This is a genomic window from Variovorax glacialis, from assembly GCF_051216375.1.
GTDB lineage: Bacteria > Pseudomonadota > Gammaproteobacteria > Burkholderiales > Burkholderiaceae_C > Variovorax.
In genome coordinates this window covers 133,720-154,479 of record NZ_JBPJZT010000011.1, presented here as the reverse complement: position 1 = coordinate 154,479, position 20,760 = coordinate 133,720, and the positions used below count along the sequence as shown (strand labels likewise).

The 20,760-nt window shown below is 66.2% G+C and carries 17 protein-coding genes; 9 read left to right on the top strand and 8 right to left on the bottom strand.

The window, feature by feature from the left end:
* Nucleotides 1-8: 8 nt before the first annotated feature.
* The 3 genes from ACSFBL_RS25700 (at nt 9) to ACSFBL_RS25690 (ending at nt 3,792) form a co-directional block, all read left to right on the top strand.
* A complete protein-coding gene (locus ACSFBL_RS25700) occupies nt 9-1,190 on the top strand; it encodes an acyl-CoA dehydrogenase family protein (protein WP_435518649.1) in 1,182 nt (393 codons plus the stop codon).
* A gap of 23 nt (nt 1,191-1,213) precedes the next feature.
* Nucleotides 1,214-2,329, top strand: coding sequence for an acyl-CoA dehydrogenase family protein (locus ACSFBL_RS25695; RefSeq protein ID WP_435518648.1), 1,116 nt, complete (start codon nt 1,214-1,216; stop codon nt 2,327-2,329).
* An 83-nt stretch (nt 2,330-2,412) separates the two neighbouring features.
* A complete protein-coding gene (locus ACSFBL_RS25690; protein ID WP_435518647.1) occupies nt 2,413-3,792 on the top strand; it encodes an alpha/beta fold hydrolase in 1,380 nt (459 codons plus the stop codon).
* A gap of 7 nt (nt 3,793-3,799) precedes the next feature.
* Here ACSFBL_RS25690 and ACSFBL_RS25685 read toward each other — a convergent pair whose 3' ends face one another.
* A complete protein-coding gene (locus ACSFBL_RS25685) occupies nt 3,800-4,357 on the bottom strand; it encodes an HNH endonuclease (protein ID WP_435518646.1) in 558 nt (185 codons plus the stop codon).
* A gap of 164 nt (nt 4,358-4,521) precedes the next feature.
* Between ACSFBL_RS25685 and ACSFBL_RS25680 the strand changes: the two genes are divergently transcribed.
* The 4 genes from ACSFBL_RS25680 (at nt 4,522) to ACSFBL_RS25665 (ending at nt 10,808) form a co-directional block, all read left to right on the top strand.
* Nucleotides 4,522-5,559 (top strand): bifunctional riboflavin kinase/FAD synthetase, encoded by a 1,038-nt coding sequence (locus ACSFBL_RS25680; protein WP_435518645.1) that lies wholly within the window; start codon nt 4,522-4,524, stop codon nt 5,557-5,559.
* A 108-nt stretch (nt 5,560-5,667) separates the two neighbouring features.
* Nucleotides 5,668-8,511 carry an isoleucine--tRNA ligase gene (gene ileS / locus ACSFBL_RS25675; protein ID WP_435518644.1) on the top strand — a complete coding sequence of 948 codons (2,844 nt, stop codon included), beginning with the start codon at nt 5,668-5,670 and terminating at the stop codon, nt 8,509-8,511.
* A complete protein-coding gene (gene lspA / locus ACSFBL_RS25670) occupies nt 8,511-9,008 on the top strand; it encodes a signal peptidase II (protein ID WP_435518643.1) in 498 nt (165 codons plus the stop codon). Before ileS ends, lspA begins: the two co-directional genes overlap by 1 nt.
* Nucleotides 9,009-9,152: 144 nt before the next feature.
* Nucleotides 9,153-10,808 (top strand): Na/Pi cotransporter family protein, encoded by a 1,656-nt coding sequence (locus tag ACSFBL_RS25665; protein ID WP_435518642.1) that lies wholly within the window; start codon nt 9,153-9,155, stop codon nt 10,806-10,808.
* Nucleotides 10,809-10,906: 98 nt separating this feature from the next.
* Here the strand turns inward: ACSFBL_RS25665 and ACSFBL_RS25660 are convergent, their stop codons facing one another.
* Nucleotides 10,907-11,887: a quinone oxidoreductase family protein gene (locus ACSFBL_RS25660; protein ID WP_435518641.1), complete on the bottom strand. Its 981-nt coding sequence runs from the start codon at nt 11,885-11,887 to the stop codon at nt 10,907-10,909.
* Between the two features lie 132 nt (nt 11,888-12,019).
* Here ACSFBL_RS25660 and ACSFBL_RS25655 point away from each other — a divergent pair, with 132 nt between their 5' ends.
* The gene (locus ACSFBL_RS25655) at nt 12,020-12,919 is read left to right on the top strand and encodes a DMT family transporter (RefSeq protein ID WP_435518640.1); all 900 of its coding nucleotides are present in this window, start codon (nt 12,020-12,022) and stop codon (nt 12,917-12,919) included.
* Between the two features lie 20 nt (nt 12,920-12,939).
* Here the strand turns inward: ACSFBL_RS25655 and ACSFBL_RS25650 are convergent, their stop codons facing one another.
* From ACSFBL_RS25650 to ACSFBL_RS25635, 4 genes are all read right to left on the bottom strand, one after another.
* Nucleotides 12,940-13,740 carry an SDR family oxidoreductase gene (locus tag ACSFBL_RS25650; protein ID WP_435518639.1) on the bottom strand — a complete coding sequence of 267 codons (801 nt, stop codon included), beginning with the start codon at nt 13,738-13,740 and terminating at the stop codon, nt 12,940-12,942.
* A 17-nt stretch (nt 13,741-13,757) separates the two neighbouring features.
* A complete protein-coding gene (locus ACSFBL_RS25645) occupies nt 13,758-14,678 on the bottom strand; it encodes a DMT family transporter (protein WP_435518638.1) in 921 nt (306 codons plus the stop codon).
* An 8-nt stretch (nt 14,679-14,686) separates the two neighbouring features.
* The gene (locus ACSFBL_RS25640) at nt 14,687-16,300 is read right to left on the bottom strand and encodes a gamma-glutamyltransferase family protein (RefSeq protein ID WP_435518637.1); all 1,614 of its coding nucleotides are present in this window, start codon (nt 16,298-16,300) and stop codon (nt 14,687-14,689) included.
* A gap of 132 nt (nt 16,301-16,432) precedes the next feature.
* Nucleotides 16,433-17,410 carry a Bug family tripartite tricarboxylate transporter substrate binding protein gene (locus tag ACSFBL_RS25635; protein ID WP_435518636.1) on the bottom strand — a complete coding sequence of 326 codons (978 nt, stop codon included), beginning with the start codon at nt 17,408-17,410 and terminating at the stop codon, nt 16,433-16,435.
* Nucleotides 17,411-17,504: 94 nt separating this feature from the next.
* On the opposite strand from ACSFBL_RS25635, the gene ACSFBL_RS25630 reads away from it, so the two are divergent.
* Nucleotides 17,505-18,413 carry a LysR family transcriptional regulator gene (locus ACSFBL_RS25630; protein WP_435518635.1) on the top strand — a complete coding sequence of 303 codons (909 nt, stop codon included), beginning with the start codon at nt 17,505-17,507 and terminating at the stop codon, nt 18,411-18,413.
* A gap of 146 nt (nt 18,414-18,559) precedes the next feature.
* Here ACSFBL_RS25630 and ACSFBL_RS25625 read toward each other — a convergent pair whose 3' ends face one another.
* Nucleotides 18,560-20,077 (bottom strand): tripartite tricarboxylate transporter permease, encoded by a 1,518-nt coding sequence (locus ACSFBL_RS25625; protein ID WP_435518634.1) that lies wholly within the window; start codon nt 20,075-20,077, stop codon nt 18,560-18,562.
* Between the two features lie 10 nt (nt 20,078-20,087).
* Nucleotides 20,088-20,576, bottom strand: coding sequence for a tripartite tricarboxylate transporter TctB family protein (locus ACSFBL_RS25620; protein ID WP_435518633.1), 489 nt, complete (start codon nt 20,574-20,576; stop codon nt 20,088-20,090).
* Nucleotides 20,577-20,760 lie beyond the last annotated feature (184 nt).

Genomic DNA, 20,760 nt, shown 5'->3' with positions numbered 1-20,760 from the left:
AGGCACGCATGGATTTGAGCTTCACGCCCGAAGAACAGAAGTTCCGCGAAGAGATTCGCGCCTGGGTCAAAGAGAACCTTCCCGCAGAGATTTCCCATAAGGTGCACAACGCGCTCGAACTCACGCGCGACGACCTTCAGCGCTGGGCGAAGATCCTCGGCAAGAAAGGCTGGCTGGGCTACGGCTGGCCCAAGGAATTCGGCGGCCCTGGCTGGACCGCGATCGAGAAGCACCTCTTCGAGGAAGAGGCCGCCCTCGCCGGCGCGCCGCGCATCATCCCCTTCGGCCCGGTGATGGTCGCCCCGGTGATCATGGCCTACGGAAACCCCGAACAGCAGAAGCGCTTCCTGCCAGGCATCGCGAGCGGCGAAGTCTGGTGGAGCCAGGGCTACAGCGAACCGGGTTCCGGCTCCGACCTCGCCTCCGTCAAGACCAAGGCCGAGCGCAAGGGCGACAAGTACATCGTCAACGGCCAGAAGACCTGGACCACGCTCGGCCAGTACGGCGAATGGATCTTTTGCCTGGTGCGCACCAGCAACGAAGGCAAGCCGCAGACCGGCATCAGTTTCATCCTGATCGACATGAAGTCGCCCGGCGTCACGGTTCGGCCGATCAAGCTTCTCGACGGCGGCCATGAGGTCAACGAAGTCTGGTTCGACAACGTCGAAGTGCCGGCCGAGAACCTCATCGGCGAAGAGAACAAGGGCTGGACCTACGCCAAGCACCTGCTCTCGCACGAACGCACCAACATCGCCGACGTGAACCGCGCCAAGCGCGAACTGGAGCGCGTGAAGCGCATCGCGAAGAGCGAAGGCGTGTGGGAAGACCAGCGCTTCCGCGACGAGATCGCGAAGCTCGAGGTCGACGTCGTCGCGCTCGAGATGCTCGTGCTGCGGGTGCTGTCCGCCGCGACCTCGGGCAAGAATTCGCTCGACATCGCGGGCCTGCTCAAGATCAAGGGCAGCGAGATCCAGCAGCGCTACTCCGAACTGATGATGCTCGCCGGCGGCCCCTTCTCGCTGCCGCTCGTCCGCGAGGCCATGGAAGCCGGCTGGCAAGGCAACTTCCCGGGCGGCAATCCGCAACTGGCCCCCCTGTCCTCGACCTACTTCAACATGCGCAAGACCACCATCTACGGCGGCAGCAACGAAGTCCAACGCAACATCGTCGCCCAGACGGTCTTGGGCTGAGCGCAGCAAACAAGGATCAAGCAATGGACTTCAATTTCAGCGACGACCAGCAACAACTTCGCGACGCGGTCGCCAAGTGGGTCGAAAAAGGCTACGGCTTCGAGCGCCGCCAGGCGACCGAGTCGGCAGGCGGCTTCTCTCGTGAAGCATGGGACGAACTCGGCGAACTCGGCCTGGGCGGGCTGTACATCCCCGAGGACGAAGGCGGCCTGGGCATGGGCCCGGTCGAGGGCATGGTCGTGATGGAGGAACTCGGCCGCGGCATCGTGCTGGAGCCGCTGGCGCAATCCTTCATCGCGGGTGCGATGCTGGCCGGCCACGCCGACGAGGACACCAAGGACAACTGGCTGCCGCGCATCGCGGGCGGACAGGCCATGGTCGTGCTCGCCTACCAGGAGAAGAAGGCACGCTACCGCCTCGACGTGTGCGAGGCGAAGGCCGTCAAGGCGGGCGACGGCTGGGCCCTGAGCGGCACCAAGAGCCTCGTGCCGGCCGGCGACGAGGCGGACGCCTTCATCGTTCCTGCCCAGGTCGACGGCAAGATTGCCCTCTTCCTCGTGGAACGCGCTGCCGATGGCGTCGCCGCACGGGGCTACGGCACGCAGGACGGCAGCCGCGCGGCCGAGGTCGTGTTCGACAAGGCCGCCGCCACCCTTATCACCCAGGACGGCCTGCCGGCGCTCGAACATGCGGTCGACATCGGCATTGCAGCCACCTGCGCCGAAGCCGTCGGCGTGATGGACAAGACGCTCGCGATCACCGTCGAGTACATGAACACGCGCAAGCAGTTCGGCGTGCCGATCGCCACCTTCCAGGCGCTCCGCCACCGTGTCGCGGACATGAAGATGCAGCTCGAACTCGCCCGCTCCATGAGCTACTACGCGAGCCTCAAGCTCAATGCACCGGCCGCCGAGCGTCGCCAGGCGATGGCCCGCGCGAAATACCAGCTGGGTGTGTCCATGCGCTTCGTCAGCCAGCAGGCGGTGCAGTTGCACGGCGGCATCGGCGTGACGGACGAGTACATCGTGAGCCACTACTTCAAGAAGCTGACGCAGTTGGAGATGACCTTCGGCGACACCCTCCATCATTTGGGCGAGGTGTCGGCGCGCATGCAGGACACGGCGGGGGTCTTCGCCTGAGCCTGCCCTGCCGTCGCTTCCGATAGCGCAAGGCGCCCGCCGGCTTCACGCTGGCGGGCGTTTTTCTTGAAATGGAATCTGCCATGCCCACGCGCCGCGACCTATTGGCCTTCGGCCTCGCCACCACCACGCTCGCCGCCTGCACCAGCGCGCCACTGGGCCACGAGCGTCCGCCCATCGTCTTCGTGCACGGCAACGGAGACTCTGCAGCACTGTGGCAGACGACGATCTGGCGCTTCGAGTCCAACGGCTGGCCCCGTGACCGCCTCATCGCGATCGACCAGCCCTACCCCCTCGCGCGCGACGACGACACCGTTGCCCAGCCGGGGCGCAGTTCGACCGCGGAGTCGATGGCCTTCCTGGGGGCGGAAGTCGATCGCGTGCTCAAGGCCACAGGCGCAAGCCAGGTCATCCTGATCGGCAATTCACGAGGCGGCAACACGATCCGCAACTACGTACAGAACGGCGGTGGCGACAAGGTCGTGAGCCACGTGGTGCTGGGCGGGAATCCCGCGCACGGCATCTGGGCCGTGAAGGGGCTGCGCGAACGCAATGAGTTCTCCGGCCTGAGCCCATTCATGCAGCAACTCAATGCGCCCAAGAATGGCAACGGCGACGAGGTCACGCCCGGCGTGAGATGGCTGACCCTGCGTTCGGACAACAACGACAAGTATGCGCAGCCCGACGGCATCTGGATCGGCTCGAAAGGCACGCCGACGAACATCGGCTTCGACGGACCGGCGCTCAAAGGTGCGACCAACCTGGTGCTGCCACTTGTCGACCACCGGGAGACGTCGTTCTCACCGGCGGCCTTCGATGCCACCTGGCGCTTCCTGACTGGCGAAGCCCCGCGCGCGCTGCAGCCCACGCCGGAAGCGCAGGTCGCGCTGTCGGGCAAGGTCACGGGCCTCGGACTGGATTCGCTCGATCCGGCCAGTGGAGCATTCGCCAACAACCTGGCCCTGCGCGGCGCGCGCCTCGTCATCTTCCCGATCGACGCCACGACCGGTGCACGGCGCGGTCCGGCGGCATGGGAGCAGACCATCGCGCAGGACGGGCGCTGGGGCCCGTTCATGGCCCGACCGGACACCGCCTATGAGTTCGTCCTGACCGCACCGGGCTACGCCACCACGCACATCTATCGCAGCCCGTTTCCGCGCTCCAGCAGCGTGGTCCAGCTTCGGCCGGAACGCATCGCCGATGCCGATCGCGACGCCCGGGCGGTGGTGATCTTCACCCGGCCGCGCGGCTACTTCGACGCCGAGCGCGACACCATGCGTTTCGACGGACAGAGCGCGCTACCGGGCGTGCCGCCGAAAGGGTCGGGCGTGTCGAGTTCGAAGCTCAAGCTGGCCAGCGACACGGCCCGCACCGTGACGTCGGAATTCAATGAAGAACGCCTGGTCGGCCAGACCTGGCCCGCCGCGCAGGGCGAAGTCAGCGTGCTCGAACTGACCTACTGAGCCGCCGCTACCCGTGCAGCCGGGAGCTCTGCGGCAGGTGCGCCATCAGGAACTCCATCTGGTCTGCCAGGATCCGGCGATTGCGCAGGATGAAGTCTTCCCACAGGCTGGGCACGTAAGGCGCGTACAAAAGAGGCATCCCGGCCTGCTCGGGCGTGCGGCTGCTCTTTCGGTGGTTGCAGGGCCGACAGGCCGTGACCACGTTCATCCAGGTATCGACGCCCTTCTGCGCGAAAGGGATGATGTGCTCCCGCGTGAGCTCTTCCTCGTGGAAGTGGCCGCCGCAATAGGCGCAGACATTACGGTCGCGCGCGAACAGCTTGCTGTTGGTCAGCCCGGGCCGCTGCGTGAAGGGATTGATCCGTGGCACGCCCTTGGTGCCGATGATGCTGTTGATGGCGATCTGCGACTGCTGTCCGGTGACGGCGTTGTGCCCACCCCGGAACACCGCGACCTGTGCGCCCACCTCCCAGCGAACCTCGTCGGAGGCGTAGTGGATCACCGCTTGTTCGAGCGAAATCCACGATTGGGGCAGCCCTTGGGCCGACAGCTTCAAGACCTTCACCACACGCCTCCTCGAGAAAAGAGAACCACGGAAAGACCAGGACATGATGCTCGCCCGACGGGCTTGCACCTGACGCACTGCGTCACAATATACCGGCTTTATGACAAATCGCCCCGACATGCCCATTCCGTGGGCACGAAGTGCTATCAAAAAGATACCAACCCATGCAGGTCTTTAGGGGATTTCGGCATCCGGGCGTGGCTCCGGCCTGCGCCCTGACCATCGGCAACTTCGACGGTGTCCATCGCGGCCACCAGGCCATGCTGGGGCTGCTCAACACCGAGGCGCGCCTGCGCGGACTCCCGAGTTGTGTCCTGACCTTCGAGCCGCATCCTCGCGACTATTTCGCGGCGCTGACCAAACGCCCTGAACTGGCGCCTGCGCGCATCGGCACCTTGCGCGACAAGCTCAGCGAACTCGCGGGAAGCGGCGTGGCGCAGACGATCGTCCTGCCTTTCGACGGACGGCTGGCATCCCAGACCCCCGAGGAATTCATCCGGCACGTTCTGATCGAAGGCCTCGGGGCGCGCTACGTGCTGGTGGGCGACGATTTCCGCTTCGGCGCCAAGCGCGCCGGCGACTACGCGATGCTCGACCGCGCGGGCGATGCGCACGGCTTCGACGTGGCACGGATGAACAGCTACGAAGTCCACGGCCTGCGCGTATCGAGCTCCGCGGTCCGCGAGGCGCTGGCCGAGGGCCGGATGAACGATGTGCAGGCGCTGCTCGGCCGGCCCTATGCGATATCCGGCCATGTGGTCCACGGCCGAAAGCTGGGCCGCGCCCTGGGCGCTTCGTCCCCGGGCCGCGACGACGGCTTCCGCACGCTCAACCTGCGCTTCAAGCACTGGAAGCCCGCCGCCAGCGGCATCTTCGCGGTGCTGGTGCACGGCCTGGCCGACACCCCGCTGCACGGCGTCGCCAACCTCGGCGTGCGCCCGTCACTCGACGCCAACGACGTCAATGCCGGCCGGGTGCTGCTGGAAACCCATTGCCTCGATTGGCCCGATCACCTCGGCGCCGAAGGGGCCTACGGTAAAATCGTCCGCGTGGAACTGCTGCACAAACTGCACGACGAATTGCGCTACACCAGCCTCGAGGCCCTGACTGCGGGCATCGCCAAGGACGGTCGCGACGCGCGTGCGTTCTTTGCCTCCACCCACGCCGAGACCCATCGCCAGACCACGCGCGACCGAATTTAGAGCGGAACCTTCGCTTTCCGCCGCGTCCGGCCGCACCTTGCCTGCAAGGGCCGCACGCCTCATCGATCCCTCGAGCGTTGCAAGGCAGCGCAGATTTCTGGAACTTCCATGGCTGACAACAAGACTGACGGCGGCACCGACTACCGCGCCACGCTGAACCTGCCCGACACCCCCTTCCCGATGCGGGGCGACCTGCCCAAGCGCGAGCCCGGCTGGGTCAAGGAATGGAACGACGAAGGCCGCTACCACCGCCTCCGCGATGCGCGCCACGGCGCGCCCAAGTTCATCCTGCACGACGGCCCGCCCTACGCCAACGGGCAGATCCACATGGGTCACGCGGTCAACAAGATCCTGAAGGACATGATCACCAAGGCGCGCCAGCTCGAAGGCTACGACGCGCTCTACGTGCCCGGCTGGGACTGCCACGGCCTGCCGATCGAGAACGCGATCGAGAAGAAATACGGCCGCAACCTCAGCCGCGACGAGATGCAGGCCAAGAGCCGCGCCTACGCGACCGAGCAGATCGCCCAGCAGATGAGCGACTTCCAGCGCCTGGGCGTCCTGGGCGAATGGGACCATCCCTACAAGACCATGGATTTCGCCAACGAGGCCGGCGAGATCCGCGCCTTCAAGCGCGTGATCGAGCGCGGCTTCGTCTACCGCGGCCTGAAGCCGGTGTACTGGTGCTTCGACTGCGGCTCTTCGCTGGCCGAATTCGAAATCGAGTACGCCGACAAGAAGTCGCAGACGCTGGACGTCGCCTTCAAGGCGCACGACCCCGCCAAACTCGCGGCCGCCTTTGGCCTGCCCGCGCTGACCAAGGACGCCTTCGCGGTCATCTGGACCACGACCGCGTGGACCATCCCCGCGAACCAGGCGATCAACCTGAACCCCGAACTCGACTATGCACTGGTCGATACCGACCGCGGCCTGCTGGTGCTCGCCGCCTCGCTGGTCGAGATGTGCATGAACCGCTATGCGCTGGACGGCAAGGTTCTGGCCACCGTCAAGGGCGAGAAGCTGGGCGGCCTGGAGTTCGAACACCCGCTGTACGACGTCGACGCAGGCTACCGTCGGCTCTCGCCGGTCTACCTGGCCGACTACGCGACGGCCGACGACGGCACCGGCCTGGTCCACTCCTCGCCGGCCTACGGCCTGGACGACTTCAACTCCTGCGTGGCGCACGGCCTGTCTATCGACGACATCCTCAACCCGGTGCAGGGCAACGGCTCGTACGCGCCCGACTTTCCGCTCTTCGGCGGCAAGAACATCTGGAAGGCCGTGCCGGTCATCATCGAGGCGCTGCGCGATGCCGGCCGCCTGATGACGACCGAGACGATCACCCACAGCTACCCGCACTGCTGGCGCCACAAGACGCCGGTGATCTACCGCGCCGCCGCCCAGTGGTTCATCCGCATGGACGAGGGCGAAGGCGTGTTCACCAAGGACAAGGCGCCGCAGACCCTACGCCAGACCGCGCTGCAGGCCATCGAGCAGACGAGCTTCTATCCGGAAAACGGCAAGGCGCGCCTGCACGACATGATCGCCAACCGGCCCGACTGGTGCATCAGCCGCCAGCGCAGCTGGGGCGTGCCCATCCCCTTCTTCCTGCACAGGGATTCGGGCGAACTGCATCCGCGCACGATGGAGATCCTGGACCTGGCCGCCGACATCGTCGAGAAGGGCGGCATCGAGGCCTGGAGCCGCGTCACCACCGAGGAAATCCTCGGCGATGCCGACGCACCGCACTACACGAAGAGCACCGATATCCTCGAAGTGTGGTTCGACTCCGGCTCGACCTTCTTCCACGTGCTGCGCGGCACGCATCCCAACGTGCACCACGAGACCGGCCCAGAGGCCGATCTCTACCTCGAAGGCCACGACCAGCACCGCGGATGGTTCCATTCATCCCTGCTGATCGCCGCCGCGCTGGAAGGCCGCGCGCCCTACCGCGGCCTGCTCACGCACGGCTTCACCGTCGACAGCCAGGGCCGCAAGATGAGCAAGTCGCTCGGCAACGGCATCGACCCACAGGAGGTCAACAAGAAGCTCGGCGCCGAGATCACGCGCCTCTGGGTGGCGGCGAGCGACTACTCCGGCGACATCGCGGGCGACGACAAGATCCTCGCCCGCGTGGTGGATGCCTATCGCCGCATCCGCAACACGCTGCGCTTCCTGCTCGCCAACACCAGCGACTTCGACATCGCGAAAGATGCGGTGCCGCTCGACCAGTTGCTCGAGATCGACCGCTACGCGCTGAGCCGCGCCGCGCAGTTCCAGGCCGAGGTGCTGGCGCACTACAAGGTCTACGAGTTCCACCCGGTGGTGGCCAAGCTGCAGGTGTATTGCTCTGAAGACCTGGGCGCCTTCTACCTCGACGTGCTGAAGGACCGCCTCTACACGACCGCGCCGGGCTCTCTCGCACGCCGCAGCGCCCAAACCGCGCTCTGGCACATCACGCAAGCCATGCTGCGCTGGATGGCGCCGTTCCTGAGCTTCACGGCCGAAGAGGCCTGGAAGTTCTGCGGCGACGGCCAGTCGATCTTCGTGCAGACCTACAGCGATCTCGGCACGCCCGACGAGGCGCTCCTCGGCAAGTGGACCCGCATCCGCGAGATCCGCGACGCGGTGAACAAGGAGATCGAGACGGTGCGCACAGCCGGCCAGGTGGGCTCGTCGCTGCAGGCCAACGTGACGCTGAGCGCACCCGCCGAAGACCACGCACTCCTGGCATCGCTCGGCGACGACCTCAAGTTCGTGTTCATCACGTCGGCCGTCGAACTCGTCGGCGGCGATGAACTGAAGGCGCTTGTGTCGGCCAGCACGGCAAAGAAGTGCGAGCGCTGCTGGCACTGGCGCGACGATGTGGGCCACGACGCCGCCCATCCGGCCATCTGCGGCCGCTGCACCAGCAACCTCTACGGTGCGGGCGAACCGAGGACCGTCGCCTGATGGCCCGCCGTTCCCCCACCTCGGGCCTCGGCATCTGGCCCTGGCTCGGCCTCGCACTCGTGATCGTCATCATCGACCAGTTCACCAAGACGCTGATCCTCGGCTACTACAAGCTCGGCGACGCGACCTACGTCACGAGCTTCTTCAACGTCGTGCGGGCCCACAACACCGGTGCGGCCTTTTCCTTCCTGGCCGATGCGGCGGGATGGCAGCGCTGGTTCTTCATGGCCATCGGCATCGCCGCGGCGGTCTTCATCATCTGGATGCTCAAGTCGCATGCGGGGCAGAAGCTGTTCTGCTTCTCGATGGCGGCCATCCTCGGCGGCGCGATCGGCAACGTGATCGACCGGATGATGCATGGCTACGTGGTGGACTTCCTGGACTTCCACCTGGCCGGCCGGCACTTCCCGGCCTTCAACGTGGCCGACAGCGCGATCACCATCGGGGCGATCTGTCTCATCCTGGACGAACTCCGGCGCGTGAAAAGAGGGAAGTAGAGCTGACCCCCAGCCTCGCCCACTGCGTGTGGCTCGGGCACCCCCTTCCAGGGGCAACACCTTCGGACCGGCTGAGCCGGATCCGTGGTGTTTCTGGAATCAGTCTTGGGGCGCGCCGGTGCTGTTCTATAGTGCTTCTTCTTCATGAAGCACTTGTTGAATCTGCTGGCGGCCATCGCGCTGCTGGTATGGGGCACCCATCTCGTTCGCACGGGCGTCCTGCGCGTCTTCGGTGCCAACCTGCGCAGGATCCTCGTGCACAGCATGCGCAACCGGTTCACGTCGGCCCTGTCGGGGATCGGCGTGACGGCACTGGTGCAGTCGAGCACGGCCACGTCGCTGATGACTTCGTCCTTCGTCGGCCAGGGCCTGGTGACCCTGCCGGCGGCGCTGGCGGTGATGCGCGGGGCGGACATCGGTACCGCGCTGATGTCGGTGCTGTTCTCCGCCGATCTTTCGTGGCTCTCGCCGCTCTTCATCTTCGTGGGCGTGGTGCTCTTCATCACGCGGCCATCCAGCGCGGCCGGCCGCGTCGGACGGGTTCTGATCGGGCTGGGGCTGATGCTGCTTGCGCTTCAGCTCGTCGTCGAGGCCACCGGCCCGTTGTTCGAAAGCGCGGCCATGCGCGCGGTGCTTGCGTCGCTCAACAGCGACGTGCTGCTCGAAATCACCATCGGCGCCGGACTTGCGATCCTGGCGTATTCGAGTCTTGCCGTCGTGCTGCTGGTCGCTGCCATGGCGAGTTCCAACGTGGTGCCGCTCGATGTCGCCCTGGGCCTGGTGCTCGGCGCCAATCTCGGCAGCGGCTTGCTTGCGGTATTGACCACGGCGAAATCAACCGTGCCGGTGCGGCAGGTGACCCTCGGCAACCTCGTCTTCAAGCTGCTCGGTGTCGCCATCGCGGCGCCGTTCGTCGGCCTGGTCCTGCGCGAGATCAGGCCCTACATCTCGGATGCCACGCAGCTGGTGGTGCTCTATCACCTGGCCTTCAACGTGGTCGTGAGCATCGGCTTCATCGGCCTTACCAACACGGTCGCGCGAATGGTCACGCGACTGCTGCCGGTGCCTCAGGAATCGGCGGCTACCCAACGGCCCCACCACCTGGACCCCTCGGCGCTGTCGACTCCCACGCTCGCCATCTCGAACGCCGCGCGCGAGGCGCTGCACCAGGCGGACATCGTGGAGACCATGCTCATCGGCATGCTCAACGTGATCCGCAACAACGACCTCCGTCTGGCGCAGGAGCTGCGCAACCTCGACGACACGGTCGACGAGCTGTATTCGGCCATCAAGTACTACCTCACCAAGATCTCCCGCGAGGCCCTGGGCGAGGAGGAGAGCCGTCGCTGGACCGACATCATCAGCTTCACCATCAACATGGAGCAGATCGGCGACATCATCGAGCGGGTGATCATCGACATCGAGGACAAGAAGATCAGGCCGCAGCGCAATTTCTCGGACGCCGGCATGCGCGAGATCGTCGAGCTCCACGAGCGGCTGGTGGCGAACCTGCGGCTCAGCATGAGCGTGTTCCTCAACGGCAACGTGCGCGACGCCCAGAAGCTGCTGCAGGAGAAGGCACGCTTCCGCGACCTGGAGCATGCGTACGCGAACACCCATCTCGAACGGCTGACAGAGCAGACGACGTTGAGCATCGAGACCAGCTCGCTGCACATCGACCTGATCAGCGAACTGAAGCGCATCAATTCGCACATCTGCTCGATCGCCTATCCGATCCTCGAATCGGCCGGCGCGCTGGCACCCACGCGCATGCGCGAATCTCGGCTCGGGCCGTTGTAGGCTCGCCCCCAGGCTTCGCGCACTTCGTGTCGCTTCGCCTACTCCCTACCGGGGCAATACCTGCGGCCCGGCCAAGCCGGCTCCGCGGTATTTCTGGGCTATAGGGTGAGGATGGTGCAACCGGTTGTCTTGCGTGCTTCTAGGTCGCGGTGGGCCTGTTGCACGTCGGCCAGGGCGTAGCGCTGGTCGATCGGGATCTTCACCGCGCCGCTCAGTACGACCGCGAACAGGTCATCGGCCATTGCCTGCGTGCTTTCGCGGCTCGAGATGTGGGAGAACAAGGTCGGGCGCGTCACGTAGCACGAGCCCTTGGCCAGCATGCCGAGGTTGAAGGCGTGCACCGGGCCGGAGCCGTTGCCGAAGACGGCGAGCAGGCCGAAGGGCCGCAGGCAGGCCAGAGAGCCTTCGAAGGTGTCCTTCCCGACGGAGTCGTAGGCCACCTTCACGCCCTTGCCGCCGGTGATCTCCTTCACGCGCTCGGCGAAGTTCTCGGTGCTGTAGTTGATGGCATGCGCGGCACCGTGGGCGAGGGCCAGCTTGCACTTGGCGTCGGAGCCGGCGGTGCCGATGAGCTGGAGTCCCAGCGCCTTGGCCCATTGGCACGCGATCAGCCCCACGCCGCCCGCTGCGGCATGGAAGAGGACGAAGTCGCCGGGCTGCAGGCCTTCGGCCGGCAAGGTCTTCTTCAGGAGGTATTGCGCGGTCAGGCCCTTGAGCATCATGGCGGCGCCGGTCTCGAAGGAGATCGCGTCGGGGAGCTTGCAGACGAACTTCGCCGGCATCACGCGCACTTCGCAGTACGCGCCCGGCGGCTGGCTTGCATAGGCCGCGCGGTCGCCGGCTTTCAGGTGGGTGACGCCCTCGCCCACTGCCTCGACGACGCCGGACGCTTCCATGCCGAGTTGCAGCGGCATGGGGAAGGGGTAGAGCCCGCTGCGCTGGTAGGTGTCGATGAAGTTGAGGCCCACCGCCTTGTGTCGAATGCGGATCTCGCCGGGGCCCGGATCGCCGACCTCGACTTCGACGATCTTCAGTTCCTCGGGACCGCCATTGCGGTCGATGCGGACGGCTTTGCTCATGGCTCGTGACTCCTTCTGTTGATTGGGCGACTCGTTCTGGATCGAATCGGGGGCGCCTATGCTGCCACGGACTGCCGCTTCATGACTTGCGTGCCACGGAATGCGGCGCGCGCACCGGTACAGTTCAGGCCCATGCAGCAGCGACTTACCCCGGGCACCGCCCTCCTTCTCACGGTGCCTCCCCTGCTGTGGGCCGGCAATGCGGTCGTCGGCCGCGTCGTGCGCGATCTGGTCTCGCCGATGTCGCTGAACTTCATCCGCTGGCTGCTGGCCTTCATCGTGCTGCTCCCCTTCGCGATGACGGTACTGCGTCGCGGCAGCCCGCTGTGGCTGCACTGGAAGCGATTCGCCGTGCTCGGGCTGCTCGGCATCGGCTGCTACAACGCGTTCCAGTACCTGGCGCTGCAGACCTCGACACCCATCAACGTCACGCTTGTGGGTTCGAGCATGCCGTTGTGGATGCTGGCGACGGGCGCCATGTTCTTCGGTGCGCGGGTCACGGGCCGCGAATTGATGGGCGCAGCGCTCTCGATGGTCGGCGTGCTCCTGGTGCTCAGTCGCGGCCAGTGGGCGCAGCTGCTCGCGCTGCGGCTGGTGGTCGGCGACATCTACATGATGCTGGCCACGATCTCCTGGGCCTTCTACAGCTGGATGCTCTCGCGCACCCACGAGCCCGCCGAGGTGCGGCGCGACTGGTCCTCGCTGCTGATGGCGCAGATGGTGTTCGGGCTGGCGTGGTCCAGCCTGTTCGCCGCGGGCGAGTGGGCATTGACCGATGCGCACGTGGACTGGGGCTGGCCGCTGGCCGCGGCACTGGTCTTCATCACGATCGGACCGGCGCTGCTCGCCTACCGGTGCTGGGGCGCGGGCGTGCAGCGGGCGGGGCCGCAGACCGCCGGCTTCTTCACCAACCTCACGCCGCTGTTCGCCGCACTGCTGTCAGCGGCATTCCTCGGCGAGCTGCCGCAGTGGTATCACGGTGTGGCGTTCGTGCTGATCGTGGGCGGGATCTGGGTGTCGGCGCGACGCTGACACCGCAGGCGCCGACGGGCTCAGTACGTCCCCGGATAGGCCCCGCCATCCGCCAGCACGTTCTGTCCGGTCAGGTAGGCCGCATGCACGCTGCAGAGGAAGGCGCAGATGGCGCCGAACTCCGCCGCGGTGCCGAAACGCCCCGCGGGAATGCTCTTCTCGCGCGCGGCCCGGACGGCGCCGATGTCCTGCCCGGTCTTCTTTGCGGTGCCGACCATCGTGCCCTTCAGCCGGTCGGTATCGAAGGCCCCCGGCAGCAGGTTGTTGATCGTCACGCCCTTGGCCGCGATGCCCGAACGGGCCACACCGGCGACGAAGCCGGTCAAGCCGCTGCGCGCGCCGTTGCTCAGCCCGAGGATGTCGATCGGCGCCTTCACCGAACTCGACGTGATGTTCACGATGCGGCCGTATCCGCGGGCGGCCATGCCGTCGACCGTGGCCTTGATCAGCTCGATCGGCGTGAGCATGTTGGCGTCCAGCGCCTTGATCCACGCCTCGCGGTCCCACTCGCGGAAGTCGCCGGGGGGCGGCCCGCCCGCATTGGTGACGACGATGTCGAAGTCCTTGTGCAGCGCGAAGGCGGCGGCGCGGCCTTCGGGCGTCGTGATGTCGGCCGCCACGTGCTTCACGAAGGGCCTGGCGCCGCCTGCGCCGGCCGCAGCGGCCTCCAGCGTCTTCGCCGCGGCTTCGAGCGCCGCGGCGCCCCGCGCGACGACCACCACGTTCACGCCCTCGCGAACGAGCGCTTCCGCGCAACCGTAGCCCAAGCCCTTGCTCGCGCCGCACACCAGGGCCGTCTTGCCCGAAATCCCCAGATCCATGTTGGTCCCCCAGGGCCTCAGCGCCCCATGCGTGTGAATACGAAGATGCCGGTGATGACCAGCGCCGTCCCGGCCGCGATCCACGCGGTGAAGGGCTCGCCGAGGATCACCACACCCATCAGGATGGTCGACATCGGCCCGACCATACCCGTTTGCGCCGCCATCGCGGGCCCGATGCGTTCAATTGCCATCATCACGGCAAGGACGGGCACCGCGGTACACAGCGTGGCATTGAGGATCGACAGCCAGATGACCGGCGGCGCCACGTCGAAGGCGCTGCCCATCGGGCGCAGCAGCAGGAACTGCACGATGCACAACACGCAGGCCACGCTGGTCGCCAATCCCACCAGCCGCAGCGAGCCGAGGCGCTTGACGAACTCGCCGCTCGCGACCATGTACATGGCGTAGCTCACCGCGCTCAGGAAGACCAGGAAGGTGCCCCACACGGCGGAGGCGCTCTGTCCCAGTTGCACCTCGTGGCCGAAGACCAGCAGCACGCCGACGTAGCTGATGGTCATGCCGGCGAACTGCCATCGCGTGATGCGTCGTCGGTAGACGATCCAGCCGAACAGCAGCACCAGCGTCGGGTTGAGATACAGGATGAGCCGCTCCAGGCCGGCAGTGATATAGGCCAGCCCGGCGAAGTCGAGAAAGCTCGCGAGGTAGTAGCCCGAGAAGCCCAACCCGACCACGCCGACCCAGTCGCGCCGCGTAAGCGCCGGCTTGCCGCGCCCGGCCCACCAGGCCATGCCGGCAAACAGCGGCAGCGCGAACAGCATGCGCAGCATGATGAGCGTGACCGCGTCCACGCCATGCCGGTAGGCCAGCTTGACGATGATCGCCTTGCCGCTGAACGCGATGGCGCCCAGCGTGGCAAGGATGAGGCCCGGCGCGAGACTCTTGCGAGCGGCGTGCTCCGACGTGGCCTGCAACTGCATCGAGCGGATCAGAACCCGGCAGCGAGGCCGTCGCGGCGGGCATCGCTGGCCGCCACGTAGCCTTCGATCGCCGGATCGCCCGCGCGCCAGATGAACTGGCCCGCACCGAAGTCCTGGTAGGAATCATTGATGACGTCCACCTTGTGGCCGAGTTCGGTCAGGCCTTGGACCGTCTTCGGGTCCATGGCCGCCTCGACGTTGATCTCCAGCCCGGAATTGAAGCGCCAGCGCGGCGCGTCGCAGGCGGCCTGCGGGTTCTGCTTGTAGTCGAGCATGCGCACCAGGGTCTGCATGTGGCCTTGCGGCTGCATGTTGCCGCCCATCACGCCGAAGCTCATCACCGGCGCACCGTCCTTCGTGAGGAAGGCCGGGATGATGGTGTGGAAGGGGCGCTTGCGCGGCTCGACCACGTTCGGGCTCCTGGCGTCGAGGCTGAAGCCGTGCCCGCGATTCTGCAGGCTGATGCCGAACTCGGGCTCCACGCAACCCGAGCCGAAGCCCATGTAGTTGCTCTGGATGAAGCTCACCATCATGCCGCTCTCGTCGGCGGCCGTGAGGTAGATGGTGCCGCCCTTGACCGGGTTGCCCGCCTTGAAGTCCTGCGCCTTTTTCACGTCGATGAGTTTGGCACGCGATGCGAGGTAGGCGCCATCGAGCATCTGCAGGGGCGTCACCTCCATCGACGATGGATCGGACACATAGCGGTAGGTGTCGGCGAAGGCGAGCTTCATCGCTTCGATCTGCAGATGCTGCGAGGCGACCGAGTCGACCGGGATCGAGCCGATGTCGAAGTGCTCGAGGATGCCCAGCGCGATCAGCGCCGCGATGCCCTGGCCATTGGGCGGGATCTCGTGCAGCGTGTGGTCGCGGTAGTTCTGCGCGATGGGCTCGACCCACTCGGGCCGCCAGTTGGCGAGGTCGCGCACCTTGAGGCTGCCGCCGTTGGCATTGGAGAACTTCTCGAGCGCCTCCGCGATCTCGCCGCTGTAGAACGCATCGCCCTTGGTCGCGCCGATGGCCTTCAGCGCGCGCGCCGCGGCCTGGAAGCGGAAAAGTTCGCCGACCTCGGGCGCGCGGCCCCACGGCAGGAAGCCCTGAGCGAAGCCCGGCTGCGATTGCAGGATGGGCATGGCGGCGGCCCACTTCTGCTGCACCACCGGCGGCATCAGGTAGCCGCGCTCGGCGATCTCGATGGCCGGCGCCATGAGGTCCTCGAAGGGCAGCTTGCCGAAGTGCTCGGACATCGCCACCCAGGTGCCGACCGCGCCCGGCACCGTGACCGAATCGATGCCGCGCTGCGGCGGCGTGCGCGCGTCAGTGCCGTACTTCCGCCGAAAGTACTCCGGCGACCAGGCCTCCGGCGCGCAACCCGAGCCGTTCAGCCCATGCAGCTTCTCGCCGTCCCACAGGATGCAGAACGCATCGCTTCCCAGCCCGTTGCTGACCGGCTCCAGCACCGTCATCGCCGCCGCGGTAGCGATCGCAGCATCCACAGCATTCCCGCCCTGGTAGAGGATGCGAAGCCCAGCCTGCGCAGCCTGCGGATGCGAGGTGGAAACAACATTGCGCGCAAACACCGGTATGCGGGTCGACGTATAGGGGTTCGCGTAGTCAAATTTCATAGTTGCATCCAATTCAGAGAACGGGTCTCCCGATTTCAGAAACACCGCGGAACCGGCTCCGCCGGTCCGCCGGTGTTGCCCCCGGCAGGGGGTAGGCGAAGCGACACGAAGTGCGCGCAGCCTGGGGGCGAGCTACTGGTCCCCGGTGATCTTGCGGTCCGTGATGATCTTCTTCCACTTGGCAGCGTCTTCCGCCACCATGCTCGAGAGTTGCGCGGGCGTGCTCGTCGTCGGCGAAATGCCGAGCCGCGCCAGCTTGTCCTTCACTTCCGGATCGGCCAGCGCCTGGTTGGCGGCCGTGTTGATGCGCGTCACCATGTCCGCCGGAAGACCCTTGGGACCATAGAGCCCGAACCAGGTGTTGGACTCGAAGCCCGGCAGCGTGTCGGCAATGGGCGGGAGTTCGGGCGCCAGCGGGCTGCGCTTGAGCGTCGTCACACCCAGCGCGCGCAGCCGGCCGTCGCGCACGTGCGGCATGCCGGTCGGCAGCGAGTCGAACAGCACGTCGACCTTGCCGCTGATCAGGTCCGGGATCGCGAGCGCCGTGCCCTTGTACGGGATGTGCGTGACGAAGACGTCGGCCTGCGACTTGAAGAGCTCCGCCGTGAGCTGGACGATGGTGCCGTTGCCGCTCGATGCGTAGTTGAGCTTGCCCGGGTTCTTCTTCGCGTAGTCGATCCATTCGCGCACGGTCTTGGCCGGCGAGCTGTTGGGCACCAGCATGATGCTGGGCGCGTCCCCGACGTGGGCGATCGGCGTGAAGTCGCGCACCGTGTCGTAAGGCAGCTTGGGCGTGATCGCCGGGCCGATCGAATGCGTGCTGGTCGTGGCCAACAGCAGCGTGTAGCCGTCCGCCGGCGCCTTGGCCGCCATGTCGGAGCCTATCGCGCCGCCCGCGCCGGGCTTGTTGTCGATGACCAGCGTGGTACCGAGCTTCTCGCCCATCTTCTGCGACAAGGTGCGCGCGAACAGGTCCGTCGCGCCGCCGGCCGGAAACGGCACGATGAGCCGGATCGGCTTGGTCGGGTAGCCGCCTTGCGCCAGGGCGGCGCTGGTCGCGGCCATGCAGAGCGTGGCGGCGATGGCTTGGAGGAACTGGATTCGTTTCATGGTGCTGGATTGTCCCCGTGGAGGAATTCGAATGCTATGCAGCGAGGGCGCATCGAGCCAGATAATCCAGCTTATCCAACTATGAGCATTTCTTATGCCCAAGACCGGCACGGAAGAGATCTCCCTCCAGCAACTCCGGGCCCTGGCAGCGGTCGCCGAATCGGGCAGCTTCACCCTGGCCGCGGAGGCCCTGCAGCTCACGCAGCCTGCCATCAGCCACCTCGTCAAGCGCATGGAGCACGAACTCGGACAGCCGCTCGTCGTGCGCGGCCGCCGCATCCGCATGACCAATGCGGGCGAGATGATGGTCGACACCGCGGTGCGTGCGCTCCGGCTGATCGATGAATCCGTCGACGCCTGCCGCTCTCAGTCCCAGCTACGCGAGGGCCGGGTGGTGCTGGCGGTGGGCCATCTGACGGCCGGTGCGCTGATGCCGCCCCTGCTGAGCCGCTTCTCGCGGCAGCACCCCTCGCTGGCGACGGCGCTGCTCGACAGCACGGCCGAGCAGATGATCTCGCGGATCCTCTCGCAGGAGGCCGACCTCGGCTTCGGCTCGGACATCGGGCAGAAGCATTCGGAGCTCGCGACCGAGCCGATCTTCAGCGAGCGCATGAGCCTCTTCGTGCGCGAAGACCATCCGCTGGCCAAGCGAGTGGTGATCGATGCGAAGCACCTGGATGCGCTGCCCTTCATCCACGTCAATCCGGACGCCAACGTCTGGCGCTCCGTCAGCCGCCAGTTGTCGAGCGTGGCCAATGTCTATCCGAGGGTGGTGCATCACGTGTCGATGCTGTCGACGGCCTTCGGGCTGATCCAGTCCGGTGCGGGTGTCGCGTTGCTGCCGCGCTATGTGGAGGTGCTGATGCCCGCGAACCTGCGCGCTGTGGCCGTGACACGGCCAACGCTCGAATACCCGGTCGTCGCCGTGCGACTGGCCAAGCATCCGCTCAGTCCCGCGGCCATGGCTTTCCTTTCGATGGCGCGGCAACATATGAAGGGCTGACCCCCCAGCCTCGCCCACTGCGTGTGGCTCTGCACCCCCTCCGGGGGCAATCCCTGCGGCCCGGCGGAGCCGGTTCCGCGGGATTTCTGGATCGGAAGAAGAAACGGCACCCGAAGGTGCCGTTTGAGAGAAGCGCCATTGCCCGATCAGGCTTCTTCCTCTTGGAAGGCTTCCTCGCGTTTCGACTTCACGGCCGGCAGCAGCACGATCACCAGCAGCAGCAGCGCAGCGGCGAGCAGGCCGGCGGAGATCGGGCGCGTGACGAAGACGATCCAGTCACCGCGCGAGAGCAGCAGCGCGCGGCGCAGGTTCTCTTCCATCATCGGCCCCAGGATGAAGCCCAGCAGCAGCGGCGCCGGTTCGCATCCGAGCTTGAAGAAGGCGTAGCCGATGAAACCGAAGATCGCCACCATCCAGATGTCGAAGGTGTTGTTGTTGGTCGAGTACACCCCGATCGCGCAGAACAGCACGATGGCCGGGAACAGGTACTTGTAGGGCACCGACAGCAGCTTGATCCACATGCCGATCAGCGGCAGGTTCAGGATGATGAGCATCGCATTGCCGATCCACATCGAGGCGATCAGGCCCCAGAAGAGTTCGGGGTTGCTGGTCATCACCTGCGGGCCGGGCTGGATGTTGTGGATGGTCATCGCGCCCACCATCAGCGCCATCACGGCGTTGGGGGGGATGCCCAGCGTGAGCAGCGGGATGAAGGAGGTCTGCGCACCGGCGTTGTTGGCCGATTCCGGCGCCGCGACGCCGCGGATGTTGCCCTTGCCGAAGGGCACCTCGCCCGGATGCAGCTTGGTCTTCTTCTCAATGGTGTAGGCCGCGAAGGCGGCCAGCAGCGCGCCGCCGCCCGGCAGGATGCCGAGCGCCGCGCCCAGCGTGGTGCCGCGCAGCACGGCCGGGGTCATGCGCTTGAAGTCTTCCTTGGTCGGGAACAGGCCGGACACCTTGGCGGTGAACACCTCGCGCTCATGCTCGGGCCGCGACAGGTTGGCAATGATTTCGCCGTAGCCGAACACGCCCATGGCGATGGTCACGAAGCCGATGCCGTCGGTAAGTTCGGGGATGTCGAAGCTGAAGCGGGCGACACCCGAGTTCACGTCGGTACCGACCAGCCCCATCAGCAGGCCCAGCACGATCATCGCGATGGCCTTGAGCAGCGAACCCGAAGCCAGCACCACGGCGCCGATCAGGCCGAGCACCATCAGCGAGAAGTATTCGGCTGGGCCGAACTTGAAGGCCAACTCGGTCAGCGGCGGTGCGAAGGCAGCCAGGATCAGCGTACCGACACAACCCGCGAAGAACGAGCCCAGGCCGGCGGCCGCCAGTGCGGGACCAGCCCGCCCCTTGCGCGCCATCTGGTAGCCGTCGATGACGGTCACCACGGAAGACGATTCGCCGGGCAGGTTGACCAGGATGGCGGTGGTGGAGCCGCCGTACTGCGCGCCGTAGTAGATGCCGGCCAGCATGATCAGCGCCGACACGGGCGGCAGCGCGTAGGTGGCGGGCAACAGCATCGCGATGGTCGCGACGGGGCCGATGCCCGGCAGCACGCCGATCAGCGTGCCCAGGATGCAGCCGACCAGGCAATAGAGCAGGTTGGTGAAGGTAAAGGCGACGCCGAAGCCCAGCGAGAGATTTGCTACGAGATCCATGTTGTCGTCCTCAACCCGTGATGAAGGTGGGCCACACCTGGATCTGCAGCTTCAGCGCCCAGATGAAGGCGATGTAGCTGCCGACGGCCAGCACCGTCGCGAGGATCAGCACTTTGCGGAGATCGAATTCGCTGCCCGCCAGGCTCGCGATGATCACGAGCGCGTAGATGGCGATGATCATTCCCATGGCCGGCACGCCGATGCTCGGCAGGCCGCCGAGCAGCAGGCCGAAGGCGAGGTTGGCGCCGATGATGTAGACCACCTGCTTCCAGGCCCACTTGCCGATGATCTCGCCGTCCTCGGTCTCGACCGTGAGGCCGGTGAACATGATGGCGAGGCCGATGACGGCCATCAGGATGCCGAGCATGAGGGGAAAGTAGCCGGGCCCCATGCGGGCGCCGCTGCCGACGTTGTAGGTGGTCGCGCCCCAGGCGAAGGCAACCCCGACGACGGCAAACATCACCCCCGAGAAAAAGTCTTTCTGACTCTTGATCTTCACGAATGGTCTCCACGAAAAATTTCGATCGGAGATTGTGTGGTCAGGTAGAAGTCAGGTGGATGTGGATTCCACTAACGGGGGCCCCAGGGAATACCCTGGGGCTCATGCTCGCCCCCAGGCTTACTCACTTCGTGTAGACGCCCACCCCCTACCGGGGGCAACACCGGCGGCCCGGCAAAGCCGG